The sequence below is a fragment of the Pseudomonas sp. IT-P4 genome (assembly GCF_949767755.1).
GTDB lineage: Bacteria > Pseudomonadota > Gammaproteobacteria > Pseudomonadales > Pseudomonadaceae > Aquipseudomonas > Aquipseudomonas monachiensis.
This window is the reverse complement of sequence record NZ_CATKPX010000075.1, coordinates 1-880: the sequence shown is the minus strand read 5'-3', so window position 1 is coordinate 880 and position 880 is coordinate 1. Positions and strand designations below refer to the sequence as shown.

The 880-nt window shown below is 57.7% G+C and carries 1 pseudogene; it reads right to left on the bottom strand.

Annotated features, from left to right (window positions below):
• Nucleotides 1-818 (bottom strand): annotated as a pseudogene (locus tag ACM6IT_RS24610) (phospholipase); the annotation flags it as partial.
• Nucleotides 819-880: the final 62 nt, after the last annotated feature.

Below are 880 nucleotides of genomic sequence, written 5' to 3'. Positions count from 1 at the left end.
CTGACCTGGCTTGAAATGTCCTGACGTGGGGTATCGCCACGCGGGCCCTTGTTGGGGGCGGGTTTGGTGTCCTTGTCACGGTTCACCGCCAAATGGTCATTGGTGTCCCAGTACTCGTCGAGCATGTTATGACCCATCACGAAACCGACGGCGCGGTCCGGCAGTTCATAATCGACGAGAACGGTTTTTTGATGATGGGTCGCTGTCGCAGTCAGGATGAATTGCGTGGTGGCGCTGACCTGCGGGTCGAGACTTTTGTATTTCGCCTGATGGGCTATTTCGGCCCTCTCAAGTACGCTGAAACCGCGACTGACGAACACTGGAGTGCCGCGAGCCGCCAGATGCGCAGCGGCCATGTTGTCGGCAAGCGCACAGTTGGCAAACCACTGGCGGTCATAAGCATATTGCTCGTCCGTGGAGGGTTGCATCGCCCGGTCGTATATCCGGTACGGGCCTTTACCGGGCAGATTGGATTCGTCGGCAAAGCCCGCGCTGTTAAACGGCATTTCCCACCCCAATATCCGCACCTTGACGCCTTCGCGAGCCATGGCCATCAGCAATTCACCGATACGCGGCGATATTCCGTCGCGGATGAAATACATCGACGGCTGAAAGCCCCAGCAGATGATGTCGACAGTTGCCTTGGCCTGTGAAATGGCCAGGTGCACGGCCCGGAACGTTTCTTCCCCATTGATCAGCGGTTGATACGTCGCCATGGCGGGAGGGTATTCGGTATTGCGCACATACCATGGCGGGGTACAGGTCACCTCTTGAGTGTGCTGGAGTGCGACCGGTGTCACGATCTCGTATTGGCTCATGGTGTTTTCCCTTCCTGATCACCAGCGCCTTCCATCACCGTGGCATACAGGCCTCGGTGATC